Source organism: Paraglaciecola arctica, assembly GCF_018861065.1.
GTDB lineage: Bacteria > Pseudomonadota > Gammaproteobacteria > Enterobacterales > Alteromonadaceae > Paraglaciecola > Paraglaciecola arctica_B.
In genome coordinates this window covers 109630-132916 of sequence record NZ_JAHKQO010000006.1, presented here as the reverse complement: position 1 = coordinate 132916, position 23287 = coordinate 109630, and the positions used below count along the sequence as shown (strand labels likewise).

Sequence of the window (23287 nt, the reverse complement as noted above, 5' to 3'; positions counted from 1 at the left end):
GGGTGATCTAATTGATTGCTTTTAGTCTCATTTATCGGTAGAGGTACCGCTAAATGAGGTAAGTGAGGTGACGGTCAAGAAGAGGTTTTTGACCGCCAAAATTGAGGCAAACTTACTGGTACAAACACGTTATCGGCGTGCGGTGAGTTTTCAGGAGGTTTTTATGGGTTTATTTGTTAACACAAATGTTTCGTCTTTGAATGCTCAGCGACAGCTGTTTAGTTCTGGACAATCTTTGAATACATCTTTCGAAAGATTGTCTTCGGGATTTAGAATTAATCGAGCCGCGGATGATGCGGCAGGTTTGCAGATCTCAGATCGATTAACTACGCAAGTTCAAGGTTTGAATCAAGCTGTTCGAAATGCCAATGATGCAATTTCACTCACGCAGACTGCAGAAGGTGCTTTGGGTGAAGTGACTACTTCGTTACAACGTATTCGTACTTTAGCAGTACAATCTCAAAATGGTATTAACTCGTCTGCTGATCGCACAGCTTTGCAGAAAGAAGTAACAGCACTAAAAAACGAAATCAGTCGTATTGCGTCTGATTCACAGTTCGGTAAATTAGATATATTAGACGGCAGTTTCTCTTCTAAATTTTTAGTCGGAGCAAATGCTGGACAGACTATTTCTGTTAACTTGTCTCGCAGTGGTGGTTATGGTGCATCTGGTTTAGGTATAGGTTCGACTACCGTGGAAACAATCGCAGGTGCATCAGCAGCATTGACGGCCATTACTACGGCAATATCTGCTGTGGGTGGAGCTCGAGCTGATTTAGGGGCACTGCAAAATCGTTTTCAATCGACTATTCGTAACTTAAGTAATATATCAGAGAACATTGCAAGCGCGCGTTCACGTATTCGTGATACTGATTTTGCTTCTGAGACGGCTGAATTGACAAGGAACCAGATAATTCAACAAGCGTCATTGTCGGTTTTGAGTCAAGCCAATCAACGACCGCAATCAGCTTTGTCGTTGCTAGGCTAGAAATTAAGGTTTTCACTATAATGCTTACAATGGCTACAATTACGTAGCCATTCGCATTTGCTAAAGAGGTGATTTATGGATGTTAATGTATCACAAGTTGGCCAAAATTTTGCTTCGCCTAGAGTTGAAGTTACACCCGATATTGCTCGGTCAAACCGAACGGTAGAAAAAGCGCCTGAAATTGAGCAACAACAGGCTAAAGATTTTTCGTTGACTGCCGAAATAGAGGCACAGGAGTCTGCAGATTTAAGTGCTGAGCAAATAGATACCGCTGTTTCACAACTAAGTGAATTTGTGCAAACTAGCAACAGACAGCTTAATTTTTCGGTAGATGAAGGGAGTAACAAACAGGTCGTAAAAGTGACTGACGCTGAATCAGGTAAAGTTATTCGGCAAATTCCAACCGAAGAAGTGTTAAAATTATCTGAGCGTTTGCAGGAATTGCAAACGGAAGTAGGGACGGCAGTAGGTTTACTTTTTAATAAACAGGTTTAACATCAATTTTTGATGTGAAAATATTTTCAACTTAATAGTTGGAATCGAGGTGATGTATGTCAATTCAGTCATTAGGAGTAGGTTCTGGCTTAGATCTAGAAGGTCTTGTTACTCAATTACTTGAGGCTGAAAGTGTACCTAAGACCGCTGCTTTAGATGCGAGAGAAGAAAGCGTTGAAGCAGAAATATCGGGTCTTGGTAAATTAAAATCAACATTGGAAGATTTTCAAGATACTGTTGATACACTTCGCAGCGAATCCAATCTGAAAGGCCGTGAGCCGACTATAAAAAATCCGTCATCAGATGTTGAACCTTTTACGGCAGATGCATCCGATAGTGCCTTGGAAGGTGATTACAATATAGCTGTGACTCAACTCGCAAGCGGCAGCCGATTTGAAACTGCTGATGCAGTTGACGGCGGTTTCAATAGTTCTTCGGATTCAGTATTGAGCGCGGGCGCTGCCAGCCTTACATTTAAAATCGATGCGACTAGTGACTCTTTTACCATTAACTTAAATGCGGGTGATTCACTACTAGATTTGCGTAATGCAATTAATGCGTCTGACGATAATTTTGGTGTCACCGCCAGTATAATCGATACCGGCACTGCAGATGGTGGCTCTAAATTAGTCTTTACCTCTAGCACCACAGGCATAGGTAACGACTTAGTTATTGTGAATGATAATGATGTGGCTGAGTTGGAGCTCGTATCAACTACTAACTCTGCCGAGGCCGCTACATATTTGGCGCCTGTTACTTCTGCGCAAAATGCTAAAGCCACTATTGATGGCATTAACGTTGAGAGTGATACGAATAATTTTGAGAATGTAATAGAAAATGTCAGTTTTGACGTATCAGAGTTGTCTGAACTTGACACCGATGGCGTGACGTTTAAAACCTCTAAACTGAGTATCGGTTTTGACAAAGAATCTGTTGAAGAAACAATCCGAGAATTTGTGACTAACTTTAATGCGTTACAGGCTGAGATCAAGCTTCTAACAAAATATGGTGAATCTGACTTAGAAGACGATGGTGCGCTAGCTGGGGATTCCTTGGTTAGAGGTATTCAAAACGGGATTAATAATATTTTGTTTTCTGCTGTCGAGTCTTCAGCGTTAGGTGGTTTGTTCCAAGTAGGCATAGAGTTAAATGACGACAATGAGTTAGAAATTAGCTCAAATGATAAAATTGGTTTAGGCAGTGGCGATGATCGTTTAAAAGATGCACTAGATGATAATTTTGATAGCATTGCGGCGTTATTTACCGATGAAGAAAGTGGAATCGCCGTTCGTCTATACGATTACGTTGAAGAATATACTAGTTACAGTGGTTTACTGAAATCTCGTGAAGATACCGCCAAAGATCAGCGAGAACAAATTTTTGATGAAAGATTGGCCCTAGAATTAAGACTTGCTAGTACCGAAGAAATATTGCGTGCTAAATATTTGAATCTAGACCAAACTGTTGCTTCACTCAATTCAACTAGCTCAGCTCTGTTGGCGACGTTAGGGTAATGCGAAGTGCGAAATAATTACCAACAAAGCGGAAAGTTAATATGGCCTTAAAAGGTATCAATGCTTATAAAAAAGGCAATCTCAAGCAAGACGTGAGTCAGGCTGATCCACATAAGTTAACTTTGATGTTGATGCAGGGTGCATTAGATAAGCTTGCTTATGCGAAAGGCTGTATTGAAAGAAAAGACTATGCTGGTAAGTCAGAGCATATTTCTCGAGCGACTGCTATTTTGATGAACTTACGGGAGACACTCGATTTGGAATCTGGTGCAGAAGTCGCTGAAAACTTATATGCACTCTACGATTATATGGTGCAACGACTTATTGACGCTAATGTTCAGAATAGCTTGAAGATCGTTGATGAAGTGATTACTCTGTTTTTACCGATTAAAGCAGCCTGGTCGCAAATTCCTGAGTCAGCTAAACAAGATGCTTACGAAATGCAAAGGCAAAAACGTCAAGCAACGATTTGAAAAAACTAACGCTAAATCATTCTTATACTCCTACTCCCTTAAAAAGTATCAATCAGCGCTTATCTGAACTGACTACTGAAAACGATCCTGACGAGTCTAATTTTTTAAAACTCGCGATTGAACGAGATGAGTTTATTCAAGATTACATCAAAAACCTCCCTGATGATGAGAAAAGAGAATTTGTGACAGCCGAGTTGCAGGTAAATGGCGCGTTAGTTGCTTATGCTGAAGAATCATTTAAAGCGTCACTAAAACAACTAACTGGATTGATTCGTGGCCGTAAAGCGGTGAAAAAATATCGATGAATATTAGAAATTGCGACGAATTTAATCAACTGGGTTACGCTTCTTTTAACCGCGGAAGTTATCCAATCATAATGATTGTAAGGGCTGCTTATGTTTAATAACAAATCTATTCTAATTACAGGCGGAACAGGATCATTTGGTAAACGTTTCACTGCGCATTTAATAAAACATTATTCTCCGAAGAAAATAATCATTTATTCCCGTGATGAGCTAAAGCAATTTGAAATGCAACAGCATTTTAACGCACCTTGTATGCGTTATTTTATTGGAGACGTGCGCGACAAAGAGCGTTTAATATCTGCGATGCGTGATGTCGATTACGTGGTACATGCTGCAGCGTTAAAGCAAGTCCCCGCTGCTGAATATAACCCTAATGAATGTATCAAGACCAATATTTATGGTGCACAAAATGTCATTGATGCCGCTATTGCTGCAGATGTAAGTCGTGTGATTGCACTGTCTACAGATAAAGCCGCTAACCCAGTAAATTTATATGGCGCTACGAAATTGGCGTCTGACAAACTTTTTGTCGCAGCTAACAATATATCTGGCGCTAAAGGTCCAAGATTTGCGGTAGTACGATATGGCAATGTTGTGGGCTCGCGAGGTTCAGTGGTGCCATTTTTCCATCAATTATTGGCCCAAGGCGTAATTAAATTGCCCGTAACACACAAAGAAATGACCCGCTTTTGGATCACCTTAGATGATGGCGTAGAATTTGTGATTAAAAACTTTCAACGTATGCACGGCGGCGAAATCTTTGTACCTAAAATTCCTTCCATCCGAATATTGGACTTAGTGGAGTCAATTTGTGGCAACCGTGAATACGATTTAGTGGGTATTCGCCCTGGTGAAAAACTGCATGAAGTGATGGTACCTGAAGAAATGGCTCATCATTCTCTTGAGTTTGACGATCACTATGTGATCACGCCAGCCATTAAGTTTTTTGATAAAACAGTAAGTTACCTAAAAAACAAATTAGGTGAAGTAGGTAAACCGGTAGCTGATAAGTTTGAATATCATTCTGGTACTAATCCGCACTTTCTTACTGTAGATGAACTTAAAACATTAGATAAAGTTACCTTATAAGGGATTAGTAGATGATCCCATATGGTAAACATTTGGTGGATGAAGATGATATTGACGCTGTTGTAGATGTATTACGCAATCAATTTTTGACTCAAGGCCAAGTAGTGCCGCAGTTTGAACAAGCCTTATGTGAATATACTGGTGCTAAACACTGTGTTGCGGTAAACAGCGCTACTTCAGGTTTGCATGTGGCCTGTTTGGCCGCTGGTGTGGGCCAAGGTGATTTAGTTTGGACAGTTCCTAATTCATTTGTGGCGTCGGCAAATTGCGCGCTTTATTGTGGTGCTAGTGTCGATTTTGTAGATATCAATGCAAGTACTCGTAACATCGATATTGACAGCTTAGAAAAAAAATTACTGCAGGCAGAAAATCGAAACCGCCTACCTAATGCGCTGATAGTAGTGCATTTTTCTGGAATGAGCTGTGAGATGCAGAAAATTCGCCAGCTAACTCAAAGACATTCTATTGTACTAATTGAAGATGCAGCCCACGGGTTAGGGGGGAGTTATCAGCAATCTAAAATTGGTAGTTGTGTTTATTCCGATCTAACAGTATTGAGTTTTCACCCGGTTAAATCCATCACCAGTGCCGAAGGTGGGGCGGTGTTAACCAACCAAAGATCGCTGTTTGAAAAATCATTATTGTTTGCTAAACATGGCGTGACCAAAGATGCGGCCCAATTTAAAGGCGAAAGTCATGGCCCTTGGTATTATCAACAACTTGCTTTGGGGTATAACTATCGACTCAGTGATTTGCATGCGGCTCTTGGTTTATCGCAGTTAAAAAAATTAGATGCCTTTATTAAAAGGCGAACCGAAATTGCAGATAAGTATAACCATGCATTGGCAAACTTGCCCTTAAAGCTACAGATTGTGGATCCTCAATCACAAAGTGCTTGGCATTTGTATATGATTGAATTAACCCAGCATTCGCGCCAAGCCGTTTATCAGCAGTTACATGCTAAAGGAGTAGGGGTGAATGTGCATTATATTCCGATACATTTACATCCTTATTATCAACAGATTGGCTTTAAGCAAGGCGACTTTCCTGTCTCAGAGTACTTTTACCAACATGCCTTAACTTTGCCGTTATTTCCCAGTATGACTGATTCCGAACAAAACCAAGTGATTGATACCCTTATCGAGGTATTGTCGTGAATATTGCAATCATTCCTGCTCGTGGTGGTAGTAAACGTATTCCCGGTAAAAATATCAAAGTTTTTGCTGGAAAACCCCTTATTGCTTATTCTATCGATGCCGCTAAAGCCTCGGGTTTGTTCGACAAAATAATCATTTCGACCGACAGTGAAGATGTGGCTGAAGTGGCGAAAGCTTATGGTGCTGAAGTGCCTTTCATTCGTCCCCATGAGCTCTCAAATGATGTGGTGGGCACAAGGCCTGTGACCAATCACGGGATTAAATATTGCATCGAAAATTTTTATAAACCCGAATTTTGCTGTTGTATCTATGCCACAGCGCCGTTTTTGCAGGCTAAGTTCTTACAGCAAGGGTTGGACTACCTAAAACAGCAAAGCGATAAATCCTTTGCCTTTTCGGTTACCAGTTTTCCTTTTCCGGTACAAAGAGCATTAAAACATACCTCAGAAGGTGTCACACCTATGTTCCCTGACAGCATTACTAAACGCTCTCAAGATTTAGAAGACGCTTTTCATGATGCAGGGCAGTTTTATTGGGGTAGAACCGATGGTTATTTATCTAACAAAAAGATTTTTAGTCAACACAGTTTGCCAGTGGTATTGCCTCGGCATTTAGTTCAGGATATTGATACGCCTGAAGATTGGCTGCGTGCAGAGCTAATGTATCAAGCATATGTCAAAGGACAAAAAAGTGAGTGAATTGTTAGCGTCTAAAATTGACAAAATATTACTAGTAAGAATGCTAAGTTCTGCAGATGTCTGTGCAATAGCCCTCCCGGTGTTACGTTATTTTCAGAAAAACAACCCAGACGCAGAATTACATTTTTTGACTTTTGCTGATGGCACCGATCTAATCAAATTAGCTGAGCCAAGCATTACTATTCATCATGTGACTAAAGAGCAGTGGCCAGATGAATTTTTCCAAGCAATGGAATCCTTTTTGGGACTTGCTGAGCAGATCATTGGTGAAAACTATAGCCAAATCATTAATTTAGACACGAGTTTTATGCCGTGCTTTTTGACACGTTTTTTAGCCGATGCCGGTGAGCCTGTCAGTGGCAATTATTTAAATATGTCAGTTGAACAGTTATTAAAACAAGTGCAAGACCAAAGCCTGCAAGCCGAATATGTTAATTCCACCCAAGCTTATATGGCCAGCACTTTTGGCAATATGTATAAGTGGCACGGTCGCTGGTGGCAATCAGAAGTTGAAGTTGAAGGTGGTTACCCAGAGTTTTATCTAACCAAGTGTTGTGGTTTAGTGGCCGACAAACTGGAGCAGTCTATTGCTGTTAGTCCAGATAAACGCTTAGCTAAACTGGGCAAGTCCAAAAAAGTCATTGCTTTATGTTTGACTCAGTCTGACGATGGTTATCTCTATCCTTATAGCAATGAGTTAAAAAAATTATTAGAGCAAAAAGGCTATGCTGTTTGGTCTGACGAAGAGAACAAAGGCGGCGTACGTGGATTATTAAAAATGCTAACAGCCAGTGATCTAATGGTGTGTAAATCCAGTGGTTATCGCTGGTACGCACAAGCAGTGAATTGCCCCACTTTGTTACTCAGTGGCGTGAGTGAGCCCGCATTATTAATGCCTGAGTTTGCAACCGATCCAGTACAGCCTTGTCAGCAACATAGTTTTAGTCACCAAGGGGTTACCGCAGATCTATGTAATTGTGATAAACCACAGGACTTATTAGAAAGTATCGAGTCTATATTTGTGCACTTCTCGGAGCAATCTAATGGATGAAATTAAGCTAGGCGGGCGCAGTATAGGCGAGGCGTTTTGCCCTTTTATCATTGCCGAGCTAAGTGGCAATCATAGTCAACAAATAGATCTTGCTATAGCAATGGTTGAAGCCGCAGCCAAGGCCGGTGCTCATGCGATCAAATTGCAAACCTTTACCGCGGATAGCATGACCTTAGATGTAGATAATGAACATTTTGTTATCCAAGAAAAAGACAGCCTATGGCAAGGGCAATCCTTACACGCTTTATATCAAAAAGCCGCAACACCTTACGCATGGCATCAGCCCTTGTTTGATAAAGCCAAGTCTTTAGGCATGTTAGCCTTTAGTTCGCCCTTTGATGAGCAGGCTGTGGATTTTCTTGATGGGTTAGATGTACCTTGTTTTAAAATTGCTTCGTTCGAATTGACCGACTTGCCGCTTATTCGCAAAGCGGCAAGTAAAAAAAAGCCGTTGATTATGTCCACAGGCATGGCCAGTTTAACTGAAATTGAACAGGCAGTAAGCGTGGCTAAACAGGCAGGCTGCGAAGAAATAATTTTATTAAAATGTACTAGCACTTATCCATCCGAGCCAACCCAATCAAATATTTTAACCATACCGCACTTACGCGATGCCTTTGGTTGCCAAGTGGGCCTGTCTGATCATACCGCAGGTGTAGGTGTTTCAGTTGCAGCTGTGGCGCTGGGCGCCACTGTGATTGAAAAACATTTTGTATTAGACAGACATGCGGGCGGGGTAGATGCTGCCTTTTCCCTAGAGGCTGATGAATTAGCCTCTTTGGTGGTTGAAACAAAACGTGCCCATCAAGCTTTAGGCCAGGTCAAATATGGCGGTACTGAAGCCGAAGAAAAGTCCAAGCAATATCGCCGCTCGATTTATGTTAGTGAAGACATAAAACAAGGACAGGCGCTCACGAAAGACAATATACGTATAGTGCGTCCTGCCTATGGTTTAGCGCCTAAAAACTGGGACAAAGTATTAGGCAAAGTGGCTAAACAAAGCTTGGTAAAAGGCACGCCTTTAGATTGGCCAATGTTCGAGTGATGTTCTGATGCGCGTGAGTTTTCGTGTTGAAGGTGATCCAAAAATGGGGTTAGGTCACCTAATGCGTTGTATGGCTTTAGCTCAAGGTCTTAAAAAGTTCGGGCATCAAGTGTTTTTTTTTATGTCCGAGGATTCTCAGCAGTTTTGCAAACCGCGAACTGATTGGGTGGGCGAAATTCTCACCTTAGCCTATTTGAATAAGCAGGCTGAGCCAAAATGGCTAGTACAGCAATGTATCCGTCAACAATTCGATTGGTTAATATTGGATGGTTATCAGTTTGATCATGCTTATAGACACTCACTACAATCCACTGAATTTAAACTCGCTGTGTTTGATGATCTTAACAATAGCGGTGAGTTGTATGCAGACTTGGTGATAAATGGTGCGTCTAATACGGCCTTGCTTCAGTATCCAACGACTGCGCCTAATGCTCAGCTGGCAATAGGCCAAAACTATCAAGTGTTGCGTCAAGAATTCCTACAAGTGAACAGACAAAATTGGTCCCAGCGTGAACATTTGGCTCTAATGTTTGGCGGCAGCGATCCTAAAAATTTGACCCTAAAAGTATTAGAGGCGATACAAAAACTAGACCCATCCATGCCAATCAAGGTGATTACAGGCGCAGCTTATACTAGTTTGGAATCGCTTGAAAATATTATACAAGCCAGTGGCTTAGAGATTAATCATCTACACGATTGTCAGAATATGGCGCAAGAATTAGAAAACACTAAATTAGCCATATCAGCGGCAGGCGGCAGTCAGTTTGAGCTACGGGCCTGCGCGGTGCCGGCAATCTTAGTCGTGGTGGCCGATAATCAGTTACCTGCTAGCCAAGAGGCAGCTAATCAAGGTTGGTGTCAGGTGGCGACCAAAGAACTTGGTGCTTACGAATTAGCCGCACAGTGTTTATCTTTGTGGCAACAACCCGATTTGTTGCAAGAAATGCATAACAAGGCTTTGTTGCTGCCAGCTTTAGATGGTGCTCGAAACATTGTTAAATTGATGTCAGATATCACCTTAGCTAATAATGGTAATACATGAAAAACGCCATCCCTGCCCATGCATTTAAACCTCTACAAAAAGACCAGTTAAAGCTTGTTTGGCAATGGCGAAATAGTGCAAGGATTAGGCAGAATATGCATAATGATTCTCCAGTAAAGTGGTACGAACATTGCGTTTGGTTCGAAAAGTTACAAGAAGATCCTAGTCGCCATTTCTATGTGTTTTTACAAAATCAGCGGCCCATTGGCGTATTAAACTTTTCAGATATGCACACAGCCACACCAGATTGGGGCTGTTATTTAGGCGAAACCAATGTGTGGCCCGGTAGTGGTATTATCTTGGAACTAGCCGCGCTGGATTTTACCGCCAGTCAGGATCAATTTAGTCATTTGTTAGCTCAAGTATTGTCCTTTAATCAGGCTGCGAATAAGATGCATAAAGTGTTTGAATATGAACAGGTTAGTCGCACAAAAGGTGGGCAACGTAACGGCTTAGATTACGATATACTGCATTACAGTTATGCATTGCAGCAGTGGCGTCAAAAGCGTGAAAAGGTACTTAAAAAACTGCCTAAAAACTTTGCGCAGGCATCGTCTCAAATTGAATTTTTAGAAGCGGGATAACAGTGGATTTAGAACAACAAATTAAACAAGCTATGCAACAGGTTGCGCAGTTAAGCGACTGCACTTTAGTTGAGCCAATTGAAGCTGATACATTATTGCTTGAGTGTGGCTTAGACTCACTAGGTTATGCCATGTTAGTGGCGCAGCTAGAAGAAGATCTTGGTTTTGACCCCTTTACAGAATTACAAATCGAGACTTACCCTAGTACTTTTGCTCAGTTTGTAGCTATCTACCAGCTCGCTGCGAATAACCACTAATATTTTTATGCCAAGCCTGCTAGAGCGATTAAAAACCCTGCCCAATACTGGGCAGATATCGTATGCAGGTAACACTTTTAGTGTGCATGAATTAATTACTCAAGCAGATGAAATTAGACAAAACTATGCACATTTAGCTGGTCAACCTATTGCCTTAGGTTATACCAACTTAGCCGAGTTCATTACTGCAATCATCGCTTTTGATGCATGGTGTTCATCCATCTATTTATGTCCACCTAATGTGTTGTTACCCCAAGACGACTTAATAGAATGGCCACTCGAAAGTGAAACTAGTGCTCCCGTCACCGATTTGCCAAACAGCGATAGGCAAACCAACAAGCCAACAGCTTGGTATTTGGCCACATCAGGCACTACTGGTCAGCCAAAGTGGTATGCACACTCTTTTGCGTCTTTAACAGCAAGCACTAAATACAGCGAAAAATTACAAAGCTTAAACTGGGCCTTATTGTATCAACCTTTTCGGTACGCCGGTTTACAGGTGGTATTGCAGGCCTTGTTAAGTGGTGCAGATTTAGTCGATTCTGCTGACAATGAACCGCTGGCACTCATGGCATTATTAAAACAATCTGAAACGACCGCTATTTCGGCCACGCCTAGTTTGTGGCGACAACTATTGATGACAGGGCAGCTAAGTGACTTAAAGCTTAGGTATATAACCTTAGGCGGTGAAATTGCCGATCAAAGTGTGTTGGATTCATTAAAACGTCTATTTCCACAGGCAAAGTTGCGGCATATTTACGCCTCTACTGAAGCTGGTGTAGGCTTGGTAGTCTCTGACGGGCTTGCTGGTTTTCCGCTTACATGGCTTGATGACAATTCGCAGCCTGTGGGCCTTAAAATATCTGATGACCAACATTTAATGGTAAAACCCAGATTTACTCTTTGCCAAAATTTAAGAAAACAAACAGATAGCCAAGGTTATTTGGATACTCAAGACAGGGTAGAAGTAAAAGATGGAAGAGTGCTGTTTTTAGGTCGCGCAACCGGCACCATTAATGTGGGTGGCAACAAGGTGCACCCAGAAGAAATCGAGCAAGTATTAATGCAATGTGTCGATATCAACCAAGCCAAGGTCTACCCTAAAAAAAGCCCCTTGATGGGTGAGCTAGTGGTAGCTGATGTAACTATCAAACCTGATGTTGATCCGAAACTAATTAAATTCGAGTTACTTAAAATAGCTAAAAATCAATTGCAACGTTTTGAAATACCTACCAAAATCAATATAGTGAATGAAATTGCCCACGATCCAAGTGGTAAAATAAATAGGAAGTAACAACATGGCTAATTACGTCATAGTAACTGGTGCCAGCAAAGGCTTAGGATTAGCTATTTGCCAACAAGCGGCAGAGCAAGGTTTTGGCGTAATAGGCATTGCCAAAACGCTCACCGAATCCTTTAAAGCATTGCAACAAGCCAATCCTGAACTGATGCACTTTCACCCAGCAGATTTAGCCGACTTAGATAGTTTATCCGAGCTGTGCAAACAATTAATAAAACAATACGGCCGACCTTACGCTTTAGTTAATAATGCGGCAGCAGGCCATGATGGTGTTCTGGCTACTATGCCTAACTCTGCCATTGAACATTTGTTGCAGCTAAATATTCAAGCGCCGATTTTACTCTGTAAATATTTAGTCCGCTCTATGTTGTTAAATCGTAAAGGGCGGATCATTAATATATCTTCAATCATTGCTAAAACCGGCTTTAATGGCCTAAGTGTTTACGCTGCCAGCAAAGCCGCATTAGAAGGTTTTAGCCACTCATTAGCACGTGAAGTAGGCAAAGCAGGGATCACGGTGAATTGTGTCGCCCCAGGTTATATGCAAACAGACATGACCAGCAGTTTACAAGGCGATAAGCTTGAAAGTGTTAAACGCCGCAGCCCTTTGGGTAAATTAGCTACAGTAGAAGACGCGGCAGCTATGGTGGTGTATTTGCTCAGTGATAAAGCCTTAGCCATCACCGGTACTGTGATGACGGTAGATGCGGGCAGTACGGCTTAAATCCGCGGTCAGACTGGATTAAAGTCGAATCATTGCTAGCCGATATAAAAGAATAATCTAAGTCAAATTCCGATATTTTAATTAAGAGTAGAGCATGCCGCAGCTTTCAACTGATCATCCTAAATTATGAATAAGCAAGCAACAAAAGTGGTGATATTTGGTGCTAGTTTATCTGGTTGTTCTGCCTTTAGTGATATTGCAGATTTGTATGAGGTGTTAGCCTTTGCCGACAATGATATTAATAAACAAGGCAAGCAGATTGAAAAAATTCCTGTTATTTCACCTTCTGAAATAGCCGCACTCAAGCCGGAAAAAGTTCTGATTGCCAGTGAGTTTTTTGAGCAGATTCAAACGCAATTGAAACAGTTAGTGTCAGATATCAACGTTGAGGTATTACCCGCTAGGTTGATCAAACCTATGCAATTAAAAAACTCCCATCGACAGGGCAAAACCGCGGTAGATCTGTTGTTAATGTTATCTGAAAACTTAGCGCAGCATAACGTCGACCATTATATTGATGCAGGGACCTTGTTGGGCGTGTACAGAGACAACGCATTGATCCCCTGGGATGATGATTTAGACTTTTCAATAAAGGCTGAGTCTTTAGACCACAGTATCCAGGTCATTGAACAGCTATTACCTAAGATGAGGGAATTAACTGGTGTGACCTGGACTTTGCATCAGTATATTAACCAACAAGCTTATGGAGCTGTGCCTGTCGGTGCCATTCGCGCCCTTAAGTTGTTGCCAAATAACGGTCGAGATACATTTCCTGGAATCGATTTTTTTGTCAAATATATTCAAGGGCAAAACATGGACTATTGTTTAGCTTCACGTGGATTTCGTATGCCATCTAGTCATTTTAGTCACACTCCTAGTCATGAATTTGCTGGTGGTGTGGTTTATTTACCCCATGCTGCGGAAGCATACCTAAGCGGTCACTATGGTGATTGGCGAACCCCTAAACAAGACTGGTCATTAAGTGAAATTAAATCTGCCACAGTGTTTGAAAGTCAAAGCTTATGAAAATAGTGATGACTTACGGAACCTTTGACCTATTTCATATTGGCCATCTCAACCTGCTCGAGCGTTTGGCAGAGCTTGGCGATAAACTCATTGTGGGTGTGTCCACCGATGAATTTAATCAAGAAAAAGGCAAACAGTGTTTATATTCCTATCAAGAAAGAGCCAGAATTGTAGGTGCGCTGAAGTGTGTCGATAAGGTTATTCCTGAGAACAATTGGCAACAAAAACAACAAGATATCATTGAACACAAAGTAGATTTATTTGGCATGGGCAATGATTGGCAAGGTAAATTCGATAACCTACAAGATCTATGCGAGGTCATTTATTTATCAAGAACTCCGACCATATCCACCACACAACTAAAACTGTCATTGGCTAAAATTGATCCACAAACCATCCAGAAAATGAAACAAGGGCTGGATAGTGTTTTAGATATAGTTAAGGCATTAGAATAGTCTCATGCTTTATACCCTGAATAAAATTTACTCCGACTACGACAACGTGCACAACATTTGCCGTGAAGTGTTAGATGTCTCTGATCAAGCCGGTATTCAAGCTGTATTGATAGGTGGTTCGTTATTAGGCATGGTGCGTGATGGTGACTTTTTACCTTGGGATAAAGATTTAGACTTTGCCGTGTTTGAAAGCGATATTGAAGCCACCCTTGCCTTAGAGTCTGAATATCGAAAGCTTGGCTACGAATGCAGGGTGCACCACCTGGGAATTAGAGAACAGTCTGAACTAGATAATGGCTTAGGGTTAATTTTACAACTCAGCAATATAATGCAGCAAGAGCAAGTTGAGCATTGCCTAATTGGCGGTGCGTTACTTAACTTGCACAGAGATAAAAGCCTGTTTGGTGAAACTGATACTTTGGGGGTGTTGATTAATCCCAAGGATACAAGGCAGCTAAACAAACTGTTAAACAGCCTAGAAACAATTGGTGAGGTTTCGCTAAGTTACGTTAATCAAAAAGTTAAAAGCCTGTTGTTAGCTGTTGGGCAATGGCGAATTAATTTCTTTTTGTATATCGAAAATCAGCAAGGTTTTGGTTGGCGTGACCTGAATTGTGAACATTGGTTTGATAAGCCGTTGTTCCCAGCAGAATCTTATACTATTGGTGAACATAGTTATTATGCCCCAGCGCAAACTGATGCTTTTTTACAAGCCCGTTTTGGTAACAATTGGCAAAATAAACCTGCTTTGAGTTTTACTCAGGGCAGGGTGGTAGGCTCGATGCAGTTATACAAAGATGGCGTGATGTTTGATTTTATTATGCATTATGTGCGGGGCGATAAAACCTATTGGTTTGAACCTGCTGCAAATGTCATCAGCACTAAAGGATTTTTACCCTGTTCAAAACAAAACACCACTGCAGGTGAAATGTTAATTCCTGATTTCCCCGAAATTTTTCTTCAAGAACATTATGGTGATTGGCGGACGCCAGTAAAAACTTGGAATGGTGCAGTTGATAATCCCACCATCATAAAATCAGAATTAGCCATGCAAGCTATTCTCAATGCAAGTGGTGCAGAATAACTTATATGAGCGTATTAGTGTCTGTCATTGTGCCTAACTACAATCATCTTGGTTTTTTACCTAAACGATTACAAACCATTGCACAACAAACTTACCCTCACCTTGAAATTATTCTGTTAGACGACGCCAGTTCCGATGGCAGCGCAGCAGTCTTAGAAGCGTTTGCGCAATCAGAGCCTAGAGTGACAAAATTTATCCGTAATGCTCACAATTCGGGGGGGGCGTTTCAGCAGTGGATAAAAGGCGCAAGACAAGCCAAAGGTAAATATTTGTGGATAGCAGAAACCGATGATTTTAGTGAGCTAAGTTTTGTTGAAACCTTGGTTGCCAGGCTAGAAAATAACCCCGATGCCTGTCTTGCTTACTGCCATTCAACTTGGGTTGATAGAGAGGCAAATTCGCTGGGGGTAATGGACATACATTTGCCTTATTTTGAACAAAATTATTGGCAGCAAGATGGCTGTCTTGATGGGGATGAAATCAATCGAAATTTTATGCCTTTTCGAAATGTGCTGCGAAATGCTTCATCAGCGATCTTTAGGTTGTCTAGTTTTAACCAGGCTCTAAGACATTTTGAGCCTTCTGGCCCCATTGATGATTGGTTGTTTTACGTGCAATTAATAAAAGGCCATCAGTTATGTTTTGTCGCACAGGAATTGAATTATTGCGGTTTACATGAAGCCAACTTTAGCCGCTCTTTAACCAGTCAAAGTTATTTTAAAAATAGCCGACAACGACTAAAACTGATGCGCAAAATTTTGGCACTTTATCCGCAACAATCACATAACGTTCATGCTGCGCTAAAAGTCTTGTGGGGTAATAGGTTTAAATATAAGGCGGTAGACAAGCTGATTGACAGTCATACGGATATGGGGCGTTATGGATTATATGGATTTAATGATTTGAGTAAGTATTTTGTTAGCCGTTGTAACAAAAAGCCACATGTAATATTAGATAAAAAGGTAGTGGATTCTTCCTATACCAGTATTCCCTTGTCAAAAGTCGACCCTTCTTCACTTTTTCAGTTAGATACTGTGATTATAATGTCTATTTTTTATCGTACTCAAATGGTGAAAGTATTGAAATCATACAATTATGCTGGAAACGTGGTGTTTCTGGACTCAATTTAACTTTAATTAACATGTAAAGGCCTTAGCCAATGCTCTAGGTTGATATTTAACAAATCCTGAAGTTTGCATATATCTTTATGGAATTGCTCTAGTAACCAGTGATGTTGAACGTATGACAAAGGTATTTGCTGATAATAATTTTGTGTGCCGGAATTAAACTTTTCAGATGTATCAAGTTCGACTTGTTCAAGCCTCAAAAAATCTAACACATCGTAAGTGACTTTTTGAGAGTTATTTTTAAAGTCTTCAAAAAATATTATTTTAGTATCCAGTTTATTAATAAATTCACTTACTGGCTTGTAATACAACCCTCTTGTCACATGGAAAAATATAGGATCATAAAATTCATTCTTACGTTTTTCTTCAAGCATCAATGACTCCCAGAAGGTTTCTTTCTGAAATTTCGCCCTAAATGCATGGAGGTATTCTGAGTAGGCTCTTTCTATTGGGTTTCTTAACATAATGATAATTTTAATATTTTTATCCCAATCAACAATTCTTTGAGCTGTATTTTCGCACGCTAAATAATCAGTTGAGGCTTCTCCACACATCGAATTAACAGGCGCATCCTTAAATAGACTCAGGTATTGTTCTTTAGTAGAGGTAATATCACTATGGAAGTATGTTTTTCCGAAATTAAATTTTTCTATGTCGTAATCACAAAAAAAACGCGGCTCTTTGTTTTCTGGCATAAATACAGAGGGATGTTGGTTGATATAATTATATAAAGATGTGGTGCCAGACTTGGCCGCACCCACAACAAGGAATTTGACTTTGTTCATAGTTAGATTTCCGTTTTTGAAAGTGCCGGTACATAGTGTATCGGAAACTTGATTAAAATAGTTTTTCGAATTCATTAAATTTGAAAATCATTGCAAGCCTAAAATTACTTTTTACGCAGATTGAAAATGTATTCTAGAAAATAACGTGTATGCCGATAAATATAATGAGAAATAGCCCCATTTAACTTTATGGCTGATGTAAATAAGGCATTGAGGTAATATAAAGGTGTGTTTAATGGCAAGGGTATATATGAGTTTAAATATGAAAGGTCATCATCAATGAAGGCCGTAATATTGGCCGGAGGCCTTGGTACCAGAATTAGCGAAGAGAGTGTAGTGCGTCCTAAACCGATGATAGAAATCGGTGGAAAACCAATACTGTGGCACATTATGAAAATATATTCGGCACATGGCATAAACGAATTTATTATTTGCTGTGGATACAAGGGATATGTAATCAAAGAGTATTTTGCTAATTACTTCCTGCATATGTCCGACGTGACCTACGATATGCAAAATAACAGTATGGATGTGCATCAAAATAATGCCGAACCATGGAAAGTAACGTTAGTTGATACAGGTGAGAAAACGATGACTGGCGGTCGTCTCAAACGAGTAAAAGAATATATTGGAGAGGATGATTTTTGTTTTACTTATGGTGACGGTGTAAGTGATATTAATATTACCGAAAGCATTAATTTTCATAAGCAACAAGGTAGATTAGCCACATTAACTGGGGTTCAACCTCCTGGACGATTCGGAGCACTAAACATATCTGATAATAGTGTAGATAGCTTTAAAGAGAAACCTCATGGAGATGGTGGCTGGATAAATGGTGGTTTTTTTGTACTGTCACCAAAAGTGATTGATTTAATCCAAGATGATAAAACTACTTGGGAAAATATCCCAATGGAGACGTTAGCTAAAAATGGCCAATTATCATCTTTTTTGCACAAAGGATTTTGGCAACCTTTGGACACCCTACGTGAAAAAAATCTGCTCGAAGGTTTATGGTCATCTGGCAAAGCGCCATGGAAAATATGGTCATGAGCAATTCATTTTGGTCAGGCAAGAAAGTCTTAATTACGGGGCATACGGGTTTTAAAGGAGGGTGGTTGAGCTTATGGTTACAGCAACTAGGCGCCGAAGTCACTGGGTTTTCACTGGCGCCTCCCACTAACCCTAACCTATTTGAAGTAGCCAATGTTGCCAAAGAAATGCATTCAATAATTGGCAACGTTTGCGATGGTCAATTAGTTCTCAAATCAATTCGTCAGACAAAACCAGAAATCATTATTCATATGGCTGCCCAGTCATTAGTCCGCAAATCTTATATTGATCCCGTTGAAACCTACGCAACCAATGTAATGGGTACTGTTAATGTGCTTGAAGCCGTTCGTCAATGCTCATTTGTTAGAGCCGTTGTAAATGTTACCAGCGATAAATGTTATGAAAACAATGGCACCACAAAAGCCTTTGTGGAATCTGATCCAATGGGTGGATACGATCCTTACAGCAATAGCAAAGGTTGTGCAGAGTTAGTAGCTGCAGCCTATTTTAATTCTTTTTTTAACCAAAATGAGAATGAATTACACCGTGTTGCATTGGCGTCAGCTCGCGCTGGCAATGTTATTGGTGGCGGGGATTGGGCACTAGATCGCTTGTTACCTGATATTTTTAAAGCGCTACACAAGCAAGAGGCAGTTACTATTCGTAACCCTAGCGCAATTCGTCCTTGGCAACATGTACTCGAACCTCTTTCAGGTTATTTATCATTGGCAAAATCACTCTATCTTAACGGAGCAGAATCAGCCGGAGGCTGGAATTTTGGACCAGAAAGTGAAGACGCTAAACCAGTACGGTGGGTCGTGGAACAAATTTGTCAATTGTGGGGAGAGGACGCAACTTGGCAATTAGATAAGGGTAATCACCCTCATGAAGCTGATTACCTTAAACTAAATAGCCATAAAGCAATAAAATTACTCAATTGGCAACCGCAATGGCAATTGTCAGAATCACTCGAACAAACCGTTTCTTGGCTTAAAGCTTATCATAGCGGACAAAATATGCGTGATTTCACCTTAGGCCAAATTACTCGTTTCAGGAAATTATAACACCATGAAGTGCCGTCACTGTAGTCATACTCTTCACCATGTTTTTTTAGATTTAGGATTCGCGCCGCCTTCCAATGCATATTTAAATGAAGCGCAATTAAAGCAACCAGAAGCATACTTTCCTCTAAAACTTTATGTGTGTGATCTGTGTTGGTTAGTTCAAACCGAGGATTTCGCACAAGCGGACGAATTGTTCAGTCCTGACTATGCATATTTCTCATCCATTTCTAAAGGGTGGCTGAATCACGCTGCCAACTATTCTACTATGATCACTGATCGCTTAAATTTAAATGCAGATAGCCTAGTGATAGAAATTGCGGCAAACGATGGATATCTATTAAAAAACTTTGTCCACAGCGATATACCGTGCCTGGGTATTGAGCCTACTCTGAGTACCGCACTTGCTGCTGAAGCATTGAATATTCCAATTCTTCGAGAATTTTTCGGTCAATCATTAGCCAAACAATTAGCTGAAGATGATAAACAAGCAGATTTGGTTATTGGCAACAATGTGTTTGCTCATGTCCCTGATATTAATGATTTTGCACTTGGCCTAAAAACGGTATTAAAGGAAAAAGGTACAATTACCTTAGAATTCCCACATTTACAGCAATTACTCGAAAAAAATCAATTCGATACCGTTTATCATGAGCACTTCTCTTACCTTTCCATTTATTCTGTTATACAAATATTTTCAAAGGTAAGACTTAGAGTTTTTGACGTTGAAGAATTAGTAACCCATGGTGGTAGCTTGAGAATATATGCATGCCATCAAGAAGATGCTAGAAAAACTACTGGAAACGTCCATACTTTACTTGAAAGAGAAACAGCTGGGGGAATGCAACACCTTGCCGTGTATCAAGAGTTCCAGCAAAAAGCGAATAAAGTAAAAAACTCACTTTTGAAATTTTTACTTGCACAAAAGGAAGTTGGAGCAGTAGTAGTTGCTTATGGAGCAGCGGCTAAAGGATGTACGTTATTAAACTATGCAGGCGTAAAACCAGATCTGTTACCTTTAGTGTATGACGCGGCACCTTCCAAACAGAATAATTATTTACCCGGCTCACACATCCCAATTTATAGCCCTGATGAATTGGTTAGGCATAAGCCTGATTACGTGCTAATTCTTCCTTGGAATATACAATCTGAGGTTATGGAGCAGTTGTCCTTTATTAAAACGTGGGGCGGTCGATTTGTTGTTGCCGTGCCAGAACTCAATATTATTTAAATGATTTTTCACCCTACTACATTAGATCAAGCGTTTGTCATTGAGTACGAACCCATTAAAGATGAACGAGGTTTTTTCGCTCGTTCTTTTTGTCAAAACGAATTTGCGCAGCGAGCTTTGGAAAAAAATGTTGCTCAATGTAATGTGTCTTTTAACCTTAAACGTGGCACTCTGAGAGGGATGCATTTTCAACTAAGCCCTCATTCTGAGGCAAAGTTGGTGCGCTGTATTAGTGGCAGTATTTACGATGTCATTATTGATTTGCGTAAAGATTCTGTTAGTTATCTGCAATGGTTTGGTTGTGAATTGAGTAGCAAGAATAGAAAGTCGCTGTACATACCTGAAGGGTTTGCCCATGGGTTTCAAACGTTGCAAGATGACAGTGAAGTTTTCTATCAGATGTTCGATTTTTACTCCCCAATGTGTGCTGTTGGGATCCGGTGGGATGATCCGCAATTTAATATTTCTTGGCCTTTGCCAGTAAATAACATCTCTGAAAAAGATCAGACCTATCCTGATTTTTGTGAATCAATGCTATGAAAATACTTTTGATTGGAAAAACCGGGCAGCTTGGTGCCAGTTTGCTTAATTTAGACTCAGAGCATCAATGGTATGCACCAAATAGAGCCGAACTTGATCTTGAATCAATCGACTCCTGTCGACAAGCAATGCGCCAGTTTCAACCTGATATAGTGATTAATACAGCTGCGTTTCACAACTTGCCGATGTGCGAAAGTCATCCTGGAAGGGCTTTTGCTGTAAATTGTAAGTCTGTAAGGGATTTAGCTTTATTGTGTAAAGAACATGATACTTTATTTATTACTTTTAGTAGTGACTATGTTTTTGATGGTGCCACAGACGTGCCTTATAATGAATATTCTCCTACATCGCCTTTGCAAATGTACGGAATTACTCGTCTAGCAGGCGAACACGCTGTTATGTCTGTGGCTCCTCAACATAGCATTGTCATTAGAACTTGCGGGCTTTATGGCACCATTGGCGCCGCATCAAAAGGTGGTAATTTCGTAGACAATCGAATCAAAGATGCTCAACATCTGCCGCACATTGAAATGGGGTGTGACCAAATCGTATCTCCCACTTCTGCGCTAGATCTTGCTAAAGCTGTTTTAACGTTAATCCAACATCCAAAACGTAAAATGGGTATTTATCATTTGGTAAATCAAGGTGAATGCAGTTGGTATGAGTTTACCTGCAAGATTATTGAACTGATGAAATTAGATGTAAAAGTTGTGCCAATTGATAGAAATGGCTTGAGTGGTGATATGAGAAGACCAAAGTATTCTGTTTTAGCTAACATAAAAGCTAAAAAATTAGGTATTAACATGCAACATTGGCAAGACGCTTTATCAGAATATATTACAGCGAAGTACTTAAATTAAAACGGCAAAAAATAGAATGCACCTCAATTATGAACTAGGTGAATGAGTTATTATTAAACCTTTCGAAACGGTTTGATTTTTATATTCTCTAGGTTGTATTAAGTGAACATTGGTGCAGATAAAAATGCAGTAAAAAAGGACAAATAAATCATGACCAACCCTAAATTTTCCGTTTTATTACCCACCCATAACAGGTTGGATTTGCTTACTCGAGCAATAACTACTGTACGTCAACAAGATTATACTAATTGGGAGATTATTGTCTCTGATAATGACTCAGAAGACGGGATCGAAGATTATATAAACTCTTTAAATGATTCCAGAATTAAGTATGTTGCCACTGATCAATTCGTTCCTGTAACGGATAACTGGAATAATGCGCTTAAACATAGTGATGGTGACTACGTTATTATGTTAGGAGACGACGACGGTCTTCTAAATGGATATTTTTCTATTTTGTGTAAGTTAATAGAAAAGCATGGCTTTCCAGATTTTGTATATACTGGTGCGTTGTTGTACGCCTACCCAAATGTTATTCCAAATTGCGAACAAGGTTTTTTGAAATCTTACAAAAACCGTAGCATCTATCAAAATCAAACTAATGAATTTCTATTGGAATCAGAGATTGCAAGACAGTATGTACTTGATTCAATGAATTTTAAGGTGGAGTTTGATTACAACATGCAATTTTCTTTGGTCAGTAAAAAGTTGATCAATAAATTAAAAGTCTATGGTGACTTTTACCAATCTCCATATCCTGATTATTATGCTTCAAATGTCATTATGTGGTGTGCTGAGCGGATTTTGGTAGTGCCAGCTAATCTTGTGGTTGTAGGAATAAGCCCTAAATCGTTTGGTTTTTATTATTTCAATAACGCTGAGGAAGCCGGTAATAAGTTTCTCAATAATCTGCCGAGTGAAGAAATGGTGGAAACATTAAAAAAGACAATTCTTCCAGGGCCAGTCATGAATACATCATGGCTAATGAGTATGGAAACCTTGGCTAGAAATCTATCCGCAACTATGTCGCTCAAACCCAATTATGATCGTTATCGACTCCTTCAAATATGCGCGGTTTTTGCTGACTTAATTAACAAGAAAAGAGATGCGGAACCTGCTTACTTAGAACTTAAATCATTACTTACGGAAAAAGAATGGCGCGAATATGGTGAACCATTATTTTTGAAAACTGTTGAAACTCCAGAAGTAGATAGGACAGCTGTTGCTCAAAAAGTACTGCAAAGTACTGGCTCACACCCTGCAGTAGCTATGCCTAATATAAAGGGAGATTTTTCTACAATCTTAGATGTTTTTCAGCAAGTTAAGCCAATTAACAATCTATGAAT

The 23287-nt window shown here is 40.1% G+C and carries 26 protein-coding genes; 25 read left to right on the top strand and 1 reads right to left on the bottom strand.

Translation table 11 applies throughout. From position 1 onward, the window contains the following. Window positions 1-163: 163 nt before the first annotated feature. The 19 genes from KO534_RS01995 to KO534_RS01905 all read left to right on the top strand — a co-directional run bounded on the left by KO534_RS01995 (window position 164) and on the right by KO534_RS01905 (window position 16417). Entirely contained in the window at window positions 164-988 is an 825-nt protein-coding gene (locus KO534_RS01995; protein WP_215926651.1) for a flagellin, read from the top strand. Window positions 989-1063: 75 nt separating this feature from the next. Then, window positions 1064-1483, top strand: coding sequence for a flagellar protein FlaG (locus KO534_RS01990; RefSeq protein WP_215926649.1), 420 nt, complete (start codon window positions 1064-1066; stop codon window positions 1481-1483). 56 nt (window positions 1484-1539) lie between these two features. Then, the gene (gene fliD, locus KO534_RS01985) at window positions 1540-2997 is read left to right on the top strand and encodes a flagellar filament capping protein FliD (RefSeq protein WP_215926647.1); all 1458 of its coding nucleotides are present in this window, start codon (window positions 1540-1542) and stop codon (window positions 2995-2997) included. A 41-nt stretch (window positions 2998-3038) separates the two neighbouring features. Then, on the top strand, window positions 3039-3470 hold the full coding sequence (gene fliS, locus KO534_RS01980; RefSeq protein WP_215926645.1) for a flagellar export chaperone FliS: 432 nt from the start codon (window positions 3039-3041) through the stop codon (window positions 3468-3470). Further along, a complete protein-coding gene (locus KO534_RS01975) occupies window positions 3467-3775 on the top strand; it encodes a hypothetical protein (RefSeq protein WP_215926643.1) in 309 nt (102 codons plus the stop codon). The genes fliS and KO534_RS01975 overlap by 4 nt, the downstream gene beginning before the upstream one ends. 90 nt (window positions 3776-3865) lie before the next feature. Continuing rightward, entirely contained in the window at window positions 3866-4864 is a 999-nt protein-coding gene (gene pseB, locus KO534_RS01970) for a UDP-N-acetylglucosamine 4,6-dehydratase (inverting) (protein ID WP_215926640.1), read from the top strand. 11 nt (window positions 4865-4875) lie between these two features. After that, the gene (gene pseC / locus KO534_RS01965) at window positions 4876-6021 is read left to right on the top strand and encodes a UDP-4-amino-4,6-dideoxy-N-acetyl-beta-L-altrosamine transaminase (RefSeq protein WP_215926638.1); all 1146 of its coding nucleotides are present in this window, start codon (window positions 4876-4878) and stop codon (window positions 6019-6021) included. Beyond that, entirely contained in the window at window positions 6018-6719 is a 702-nt protein-coding gene (gene pseF, locus KO534_RS01960) for a pseudaminic acid cytidylyltransferase (RefSeq protein ID WP_215926636.1), read from the top strand. Before pseC ends, pseF begins: the two co-directional genes overlap by 4 nt. Continuing rightward, a complete protein-coding gene (locus tag KO534_RS01955; protein ID WP_215926634.1) occupies window positions 6712-7770 on the top strand; it encodes a glycosyltransferase family 9 protein in 1059 nt (352 codons plus the stop codon). Before pseF ends, KO534_RS01955 begins: the two co-directional genes overlap by 8 nt. Further along, entirely contained in the window at window positions 7763-8815 is a 1053-nt protein-coding gene (gene pseI, locus KO534_RS01950; protein ID WP_215926632.1) for a pseudaminic acid synthase, read from the top strand. Before KO534_RS01955 ends, pseI begins: the two co-directional genes overlap by 8 nt. A 7-nt stretch (window positions 8816-8822) precedes the next feature. Continuing rightward, window positions 8823-9857, top strand: a complete 1035-nt coding sequence (pseG, locus tag KO534_RS01945) for a UDP-2,4-diacetamido-2,4,6-trideoxy-beta-L-altropyranose hydrolase (protein ID WP_215926630.1) — start codon at window positions 8823-8825, stop codon at window positions 9855-9857. Continuing rightward, the gene (pseH, locus tag KO534_RS01940) at window positions 9854-10441 is read left to right on the top strand and encodes a UDP-4-amino-4,6-dideoxy-N-acetyl-beta-L-altrosamine N-acetyltransferase (protein ID WP_215926628.1); all 588 of its coding nucleotides are present in this window, start codon (window positions 9854-9856) and stop codon (window positions 10439-10441) included. The genes pseG and pseH overlap by 4 nt, the downstream gene beginning before the upstream one ends. Before the next feature lie 2 nt (window positions 10442-10443). Then, on the top strand, window positions 10444-10698 hold the full coding sequence (locus KO534_RS01935; RefSeq protein WP_215926625.1) for an acyl carrier protein: 255 nt from the start codon (window positions 10444-10446) through the stop codon (window positions 10696-10698). A gap of 7 nt (window positions 10699-10705) precedes the next feature. Next, entirely contained in the window at window positions 10706-11992 is a 1287-nt protein-coding gene (locus tag KO534_RS01930) for an AMP-binding protein (protein ID WP_215926623.1), read from the top strand. Window positions 11993-11996: 4 nt separating this feature from the next. Beyond that, a complete protein-coding gene (locus KO534_RS01925; RefSeq protein ID WP_215926621.1) occupies window positions 11997-12722 on the top strand; it encodes an SDR family NAD(P)-dependent oxidoreductase in 726 nt (241 codons plus the stop codon). 126 nt (window positions 12723-12848) lie between these two features. Further along, a complete protein-coding gene (locus KO534_RS01920) occupies window positions 12849-13748 on the top strand; it encodes a LicD family protein (RefSeq protein ID WP_215926619.1) in 900 nt (299 codons plus the stop codon). Beyond that, the gene (locus KO534_RS01915; RefSeq protein WP_215926617.1) at window positions 13745-14203 is read left to right on the top strand and encodes an adenylyltransferase/cytidyltransferase family protein; all 459 of its coding nucleotides are present in this window, start codon (window positions 13745-13747) and stop codon (window positions 14201-14203) included. Before KO534_RS01920 ends, KO534_RS01915 begins: the two co-directional genes overlap by 4 nt. Window positions 14204-14207: 4 nt before the next feature. Next, window positions 14208-15287, top strand: coding sequence for a LicD family protein (locus KO534_RS01910; protein WP_215926615.1), 1080 nt, complete (start codon window positions 14208-14210; stop codon window positions 15285-15287). A gap of 5 nt (window positions 15288-15292) precedes the next feature. Continuing rightward, entirely contained in the window at window positions 15293-16417 is a 1125-nt protein-coding gene (locus KO534_RS01905) for a glycosyltransferase family 2 protein (protein WP_215926613.1), read from the top strand. A gap of 2 nt (window positions 16418-16419) precedes the next feature. Here KO534_RS01905 and KO534_RS01900 read toward each other — a convergent pair whose 3' ends face one another. Then, entirely contained in the window at window positions 16420-17199 is a 780-nt protein-coding gene (locus KO534_RS01900) for a sulfotransferase domain-containing protein (protein ID WP_215926611.1), read from the bottom strand. A 279-nt stretch (window positions 17200-17478) separates the two neighbouring features. Here KO534_RS01900 and rfbF point away from each other — a divergent pair, with 279 nt between their 5' ends. The 6 genes from rfbF to KO534_RS01870 all read left to right on the top strand — a co-directional run bounded on the left by rfbF (window position 17479) and on the right by KO534_RS01870 (window position 23285). Beyond that, window positions 17479-18249, top strand: coding sequence for a glucose-1-phosphate cytidylyltransferase (rfbF, locus tag KO534_RS01895; RefSeq protein WP_215926608.1), 771 nt, complete (start codon window positions 17479-17481; stop codon window positions 18247-18249). Further along, entirely contained in the window at window positions 18246-19313 is a 1068-nt protein-coding gene (gene rfbG, locus KO534_RS01890) for a CDP-glucose 4,6-dehydratase (protein WP_215926606.1), read from the top strand. The genes rfbF and rfbG overlap by 4 nt, the downstream gene beginning before the upstream one ends. Before the next feature lie 4 nt (window positions 19314-19317). Further along, window positions 19318-20541 (top strand): class I SAM-dependent methyltransferase, encoded by a 1224-nt coding sequence (locus KO534_RS01885; RefSeq protein WP_215926604.1) that lies wholly within the window; start codon window positions 19318-19320, stop codon window positions 20539-20541. Next, window positions 20542-21081, top strand: a complete 540-nt coding sequence (gene rfbC, locus KO534_RS01880) for a dTDP-4-dehydrorhamnose 3,5-epimerase (RefSeq protein WP_215926602.1) — start codon at window positions 20542-20544, stop codon at window positions 21079-21081. Further along, window positions 21078-21941 carry a dTDP-4-dehydrorhamnose reductase gene (rfbD, locus tag KO534_RS01875; protein WP_215926600.1) on the top strand — a complete coding sequence of 288 codons (864 nt, stop codon included), beginning with the start codon at window positions 21078-21080 and terminating at the stop codon, window positions 21939-21941. The genes rfbC and rfbD overlap by 4 nt, the downstream gene beginning before the upstream one ends. A gap of 150 nt (window positions 21942-22091) precedes the next feature. Continuing rightward, complete coding sequence (locus KO534_RS01870; RefSeq protein WP_215926598.1) at window positions 22092-23285, top strand: glycosyltransferase family 2 protein; 1194 nt, start codon at window positions 22092-22094, stop codon at window positions 23283-23285. The last annotated feature ends 2 nt before the right edge of the window (window positions 23286-23287 follow it).